This window comes from Flavobacterium sp. SM15 (genome assembly GCF_022012335.1).
Taxonomy (GTDB): domain Bacteria; phylum Bacteroidota; class Bacteroidia; order Flavobacteriales; family Flavobacteriaceae; genus Flavobacterium.
Genome location: NZ_JAKLTO010000013.1, coordinates 1 through 6,324, shown reverse-complemented (window position 1 = coordinate 6,324; position 6,324 = coordinate 1). Strand labels below are relative to the sequence as shown.

At 39.4% G+C, this 6,324-nt stretch carries 4 protein-coding genes; all 4 read left to right on the top strand.

What is annotated here, in order from left to right; genetic code table 11:
- A partial coding sequence (locus tag LZZ90_RS13840) for a gliding motility-associated C-terminal domain-containing protein (protein ID WP_237791302.1) occupies nucleotides 1-1,261 on the top strand: 1,261 nt, incomplete at its 5' end.
- Nucleotides 1,262-1,341: 80 nt separating this feature from the next.
- Entirely contained in the window at nucleotides 1,342-2,277 is a 936-nt protein-coding gene (locus tag LZZ90_RS13835) for a type IX secretion system membrane protein PorP/SprF (protein ID WP_237791301.1), read from the top strand.
- A gap of 14 nt (nucleotides 2,278-2,291) precedes the next feature.
- Nucleotides 2,292-4,163, top strand: coding sequence for an OmpA family protein (locus LZZ90_RS13830; protein ID WP_237791300.1), 1,872 nt, complete (start codon nucleotides 2,292-2,294; stop codon nucleotides 4,161-4,163).
- Nucleotides 4,164-4,290: 127 nt separating this feature from the next.
- Nucleotides 4,291-6,324: Ig-like domain-containing protein (locus LZZ90_RS13825; RefSeq protein WP_237791299.1), on the top strand; the 2,034-nt coding region annotated here is incomplete at its 3' end.

Sequence of the window (6,324 nt, the reverse complement as noted above, 5' to 3'; positions counted from 1 at the left end):
TACTTTCAACGGAACAGCAAATGCTACAGTAACTTATACAGTTGATGGTGGAACGAATCAAACGGTAACGCTTGACGCTTCAGGAACAGCTACAGTTGCTACATCAGCTTTAACAGCAGACAGTGTTTATACTTTAGTAAATGTTACTTCAGCAGGAACACCATCTTGTACGCAAACATTAACAGGATCGGCTACCGTTGTAGTGACTCCTTTGGCAACGCCTAACATGGTGTTCAGTTACAATCAGTCTTGTGTGAATGCGACGGTTAGTCCATCACCAATACTTACAGCTAACTTTGTTATTGGTGGTACATTTGCTTCAACTACAGTAACTGTTGACCCAACTACGGGAGTAATCAACTTAACTGGAGCAACTGCGGGAACACATCAGGTAACCTATACATTAGCGGCGAATACTGCAAATTGTATGGATGGCGGAACTTATACTGCAAGTATCATCTTAACTACAGGAAGTGCAGCAGTAACAGGATTTACTTATGATGCTGTTTATTGTCCAAACAGTGCCAATGCGCTTCCGCAAACTGTTTCAGGATTTGAGCAAGGTGGCGTGTTCAGTGCAGCAGCTGGATTAGCAATCAACCCTTCAACAGGTGAAATCAATATTGCAGGAAGTACTCCGGGAACTTACACGGTTACTTATGCAGTACAACCTAATACGGCTACATGTAGCACAGGTGGTTCAAGTACTTTCACTTTGACTATTTCTGAAGCTCTTGAAATTCAGGTTCAGGATAGTTGTAACAACTTTATGTTGACCTTGACGGCTTTACCGGTTAATGGTTCTTTCGATCCAAATACAGTGAATTATACTTGGCATGATGCTAATAATGTACTTATCGGTTCAAACACTGCAACCTTGAATGTAGAAGAATATTTAGCGCAAAACCCTTCAGTGAACTTACCGTTCGAGGTAAGCGTAGCAATCGAAGATAACGGATGTACAACCGTAACTTACTTTACAGTTAAGGATAATCCTTGTAAAATCATTCCTAGAGGTATTTCACCTAACAACGACCAGGCAAACGACAACTTCGATTTAACTGGTTTAGGAGTGAACGAGCTACTAATTTTCAACCGTTACGGATCTAAAGTGTATTCATTTAACGGGAATTATACGAATCAGTGGACTGGTTTGTCTGATAACGGAGATGAATTACCTGACGGAACTTATTTCTACAGCATCCATAAAAACAATGGAACTACTGTAACCGGATGGGTTTACATTAATAGACAATATTAATCAAGAATTATAGGCGGCCTGTCTGTTTTAAACGATTCGGGCAGGCTGTCAATAATTTTTCAAAGCAAAAATAGTTGAAAATGAAAAAAATATATTTAGCACTACTTCTAATGATTATTATTACCATTGAAGTAATGGCGCAACAGGATCCGCACTACACGCAATACATGTACAACATGAATGTGGTGAATCCAGCGTATGCCGGTTCTAAAGAGAATTTATCGGGAAGTTTGCTTTACAGACAACAATGGGCCGGAATAGAAGGAGCTCCAAAAACGGCAACCTTCTCCATGCACAGCCCGGTTGGTAAAAATGTAGGTTTAGGACTTTCCGTGATTTCGGATAAAATCGGGCCAGTTGATGAAAACAACGTATTTGCAGACTTCTCCTACACGTTGAAGTTTGGAGACGATCACCGTTTGGCAATGGGACTAAAAGCTGGTGCGACGTTTCATAAAGTAGGTTTGTTCAGCGATATCGGAAACGGTTATGTTCCGCATCCTGGAGATAAAGCATTCAGTGAAAACATCAATAACACCTACCTTAATTTGGGAGCGGGATTGTTTTATTACAACCAGAAGTTTTATGTGTCGTTTTCCGTGCCTAATATGTTAGACAGTAAGCACCTTGATGTTAGGGTTAACGGCGACGAGTTCGAATTCGGAAGCGAAACTCAGCATTACTTTTTAACCAGTGGTTATGTTTTTGATTTATCTGAAAACACCAAATTCAAACCTTCTGTAATGTTGAAATCTGCTTTCAAAGCCCCAACTTCTTTAGATGTTTCGGCAAACTTTTTATTCTTCAATAAATTCGAAGCAGGAGCAACGTATCGTTTGGAAGATTCTTACGGAGCAATGGTAAATTACGCAATAACACCTTCAATTCGATTGGGTTATGCTTACGATCACATCGTTTCCGATCTAAAAGTAACAACGGCAGCTTCTCACGAATTCCTATTGTTGTTTGATTTGAACTTCCCTAAAAAGGTTTCCGTTTCACCAAGATTCTTCTAATTAACAGGCACAAAATGAAAAGAAAATATATCACATTAAGTTTCATGTTGCTTCTAACGGCGAGTTATGCTCAAGATAAATCTACCGCTAAGGCAGATCAGCTTTTCGAGAGCTATCAGTATGTAAATGCCATTGAAGAATACCTGAAACTTGCAGAAAGTAAAAAAGCAAATACTTACGTTTATACGCAACTAGCAGACAGTTATTACAATGTTTTCAATACGACTGAAGCATCAAAATGGTATGCAAAAGCGGTCGAAGGAAAAGCTTCCCCTGAAACCTATTATCGTTATGCTCAAACTTTGAAAGCATTAGGAAATTATCAGGAAGCCAACAAGCAGATGGATACTTTTGCAAGTTTGCAACCTTCCGATTTACGCGCAAAAGAGCACAAAGCTAATCCGAATTATATTCCGAGTTTGGCTAACAAATCTAAAATGTTTGATGTGGCCGATACCAGCATCAACAGTAAAGGACAAAGCGATTTCGGTGCGGTTTTATCCAATGATAACACTTTGTATTTTGTAAGTACGAGAAACACTTCTAAAAAAACAGACAAATGGAACAATCAGCCTTATCTTGATATTTTCCAGTCTACCCGAAATGCAGACGGAACACTTTCTGAACCAACCGCTGTGAAAGAACTGAATACGGCTTTTCACGACGGGCCAGTTGCGATCAGCAATGATGGAAACACTATGTTTTTCGCAAGAGATGGTCACAGCGAAGGTCAATTCGAAAGAAGTAAAAAGAGCAATACCAAAGTAGGACAGCAAGGTTTGTACAAAGCAACTAAAATCGATGGGAAATGGTCGAATGTAACCGCTTTGCCATTCAACAGCACAAATTATTCGGTTACCAATCCAAGTTTGAGCAAAGATGGAAAAACGTTGTATTTCGCTTCGAACATGCCGGGAGGTATGGGAGAATCGGATATTTGGAAAGTTAGTGTAGGGGAGAACGGTTACGGAACACCTGAAAATTTGGGTACAACAGTAAACACTCCGGGAAAAGAAAATTTCCCTTTCATAACAGAGGATAACGTTTTGTATTTCGCTTCTTCAGGAAAACAAGGTTTTGGAGGATTGGATGTTTTTAAATACGATTTGAATGCTTCAACTCCGGCTCAAAATCTTGGAAAACCTGTAAATACGGAAAAAGACGATTTCTCTTTCAGCTTTAATAAATCAGCAAATCTGGGTTATTTTTCTTCTAACCGAAACGGAAATGATGCGATTTACGCGGCAACTCCAATTTGTGAAGCGCAGGCAATTGCGTTGGTAACCAATAAAAAAACGGGTGCGGTTTTATCCAATGCTACCGTTTCTATTTTGGATTCTAAAGGAAATGTGATCGCTACAAAACAATCGGATGCTAACGGAAAAGTAAGTTACGATATCGAATGTGCAACAGACTACACGTTCCAAATCGCTGCTCAGAATTTTGAATCTGGAACCTTTCCGATCCAAAAAATAAAATCCGGAGAAGTTGTTGTACCAGCCGCTTTAGTTCCTGTTGAGGTTATCATCACGGATACAGAAGTAATTCTGAATAACGTTTATTTCGATTTCAACAAGAGCAATATTACCGCTCAAGGAGCAACTGAGTTAAACAAATTGGTTAAGGTGATGAACGACAATCCGACAATGGAAATCTTAGTAAAATCACATACCGATTCCAAAGGAAGTGCTTCGTATAACTTAAGATTATCGGAACAAAGAGCGCAGTCAACCGTACAATATTTGATTTCAAAAGGGATTGCTAAGAACAGAGTTTCCGGTAAAGGATTTGGAAGTACTGTTCAGAAAATAGCTTGCGGAACCAATTGTACTGAAGAAGAGCACGCTCAAAACAGACGTTCGGAATTTATCATCGTTAAAAAATAAACTGATTTCAATAAAAATACTTTATAGGAATTAAAACCTGAATAAGGAATTTGAATTTAAAACCACAATGGCTAATCTCTTACGAAATAAGGAGGTTAGCTATTGTTCTTAAAATTTGCCTGATAAAATGAAAAGGATTTTAACATTGTTTTTCGTATTGATTTTGACCAGTACAGTTGTGGGTCAGAATATGCCTAACGATTGTGTTAACGCAGTTGTTATATGTGGAAATGGAACCTTTAACTCTAATGCAAGTGGTAGAGGTAATTTACAGGAAGTGCTTTTAAGTAACCCATGTGCCGGACAAGAGCACGAATCGATATGGCTTAAAATCTATATTGCTCAGTCAGGCAGTTTAGGTTTTAATCTTATTCCGAATGATCCGGCCCTTAGTGTCGATTATGATTTTTGGGTTTACGGACCCAATAAACCCTGCAACAGTTTAGGTTCACCTTTGCGATGTGCAACCACTAATCCGCAAGCTGCAGGAATGACTAATAATCATACCGGAATGTATAGCTCGACAGTAGACAACTTTGCAGGTCCGGGAGGTGATGCCGGTGATAATGGCATTGCTTATGTACAATCGTTAACTGTTACTGCTGGGCAATATTATTATATAGCGATCGACAGACCTCAGGGAGATGGAGGGTTTCAGCTTCAATGGACGGGAACGGCGGCTTTACAATCGGCTCCTGCTTTAAATCCGGTGCGTGATTTTATTCGTTGTAGTTCCTCAGCAACTGCTGTTCTTTCTCTAGCCGATGTAACCAGTTGGATTTTTGCAAACAATTCCAATCTTACTGCTGCAAATACAACAATCAGTTATTATGATACCTTGGCTAATGCTTTTGATGGTGTTTCTCCTTTAGGCGGATTTATTTCAACCACTACTCAAAGGCTTGTTTATGTTAAAGTGGTGAACAGCGCATTTGGATGTAGTACCATCGGAAGTTTTAATTTTATTAAGGTTGGGATCCCTTCTGCCAATATAACGATTTCCGATACTCAAATTTGTTCCAGTCAGAATGTAACGGTCACTTTTAGCGGAACACCAAATGCTGTTGTGGAATATAGGGTAAATGGAGGATCGATTCAGATGGTCACTTTGGATGCTACAGGAAATTATCAGCTTATAACTCCTATTACAGCCGATACTACTTATACTTTGGTTCGAGCTAAAAATCTGGATACCAACGGCACCACAATTTGTTCTCAGCTGGAGACGGATACGGTTTCAGTTTCGGTTTTAACCATTCCGACACCTAGCGTAACAACGAATTCCCCAATTTGTGAAGGAACTAATGCGGTTTTAACTTTTTCCGGTTTAGCAAATGCTGTTATTACTTATACGGTAGATAACGGAGCAAATCAAACGGTAACCCTTGATAATACTGGTCAACAACAGGTAATTTTAACAGGCTTAACTGGCGGCTCGCATCAGATAGCTTTAACAAATATTGCAGATTCGAACCCACCAAATTGTAGCTTGCCTTTGACTATTTCTGAAACGATTATCGTAAATGCTCAAATTGTTGCTTCAATATCAGGTTCTACAAGTGTCTGTAAAGACGCTCCGCAGCCACAAATTACTTTTACAGGAACTAACGGTAACGCACCTTATACTTTTGTTTATACCATTAATGGAGGAATAAATCAATCCGTTACAACAACTTCAGGAGATAGTGTAACGGTTAACGTGCCAACCAATTCAATAGGAACTTTTACTTATGATTTAGTGAGTGCAAGTTCGGCAACTACTCCTGTTTGCAGCTATCCTCAAACGGGTTCTGCAAGTGTGATTGTTAACGATATTCCAGTAATCAATGGAACTTTATTTGTTTGTCAAGGAGGAGCGACTCAATTGTCTTCTCCAACAGCTCAGGCTACAAGTAATGCTTGGATGTCTTCTGACAGTACAATTGTAACAGTAGACGCTACTGGGAATGTTTCCGGGGTTTCAGTAGGTACTGCTAATATTATATTTACCGATTTAAATGGATGTTTTAACACAGTTACTGTAACGGTTAATCCAATTCCGACAGGTTCGGCAACACCACCATCGGATACTATTTGTTCAGCAAGCGCACCAAACATTGTATTAAGTGGTCCTGTTTCAGGAACTACTTTTGATTGGACAGTAGTTCAAAGTGGAGTAAGC

Excerpts from the sequence above, each read along its gene's own strand:
- LZZ90_RS13835 (WP_237791301.1), top strand. The coding sequence starts at position 1,342 with ATGAAAAAAATATATTTAGCACTACTTCTAATGATTATTATTACCATT.
- LZZ90_RS13830 (WP_237791300.1), top strand. The coding sequence starts at position 2,292 with ATGAAAAGAAAATATATCACATTAAGTTTCATGTTGCTTCTAACGGCG.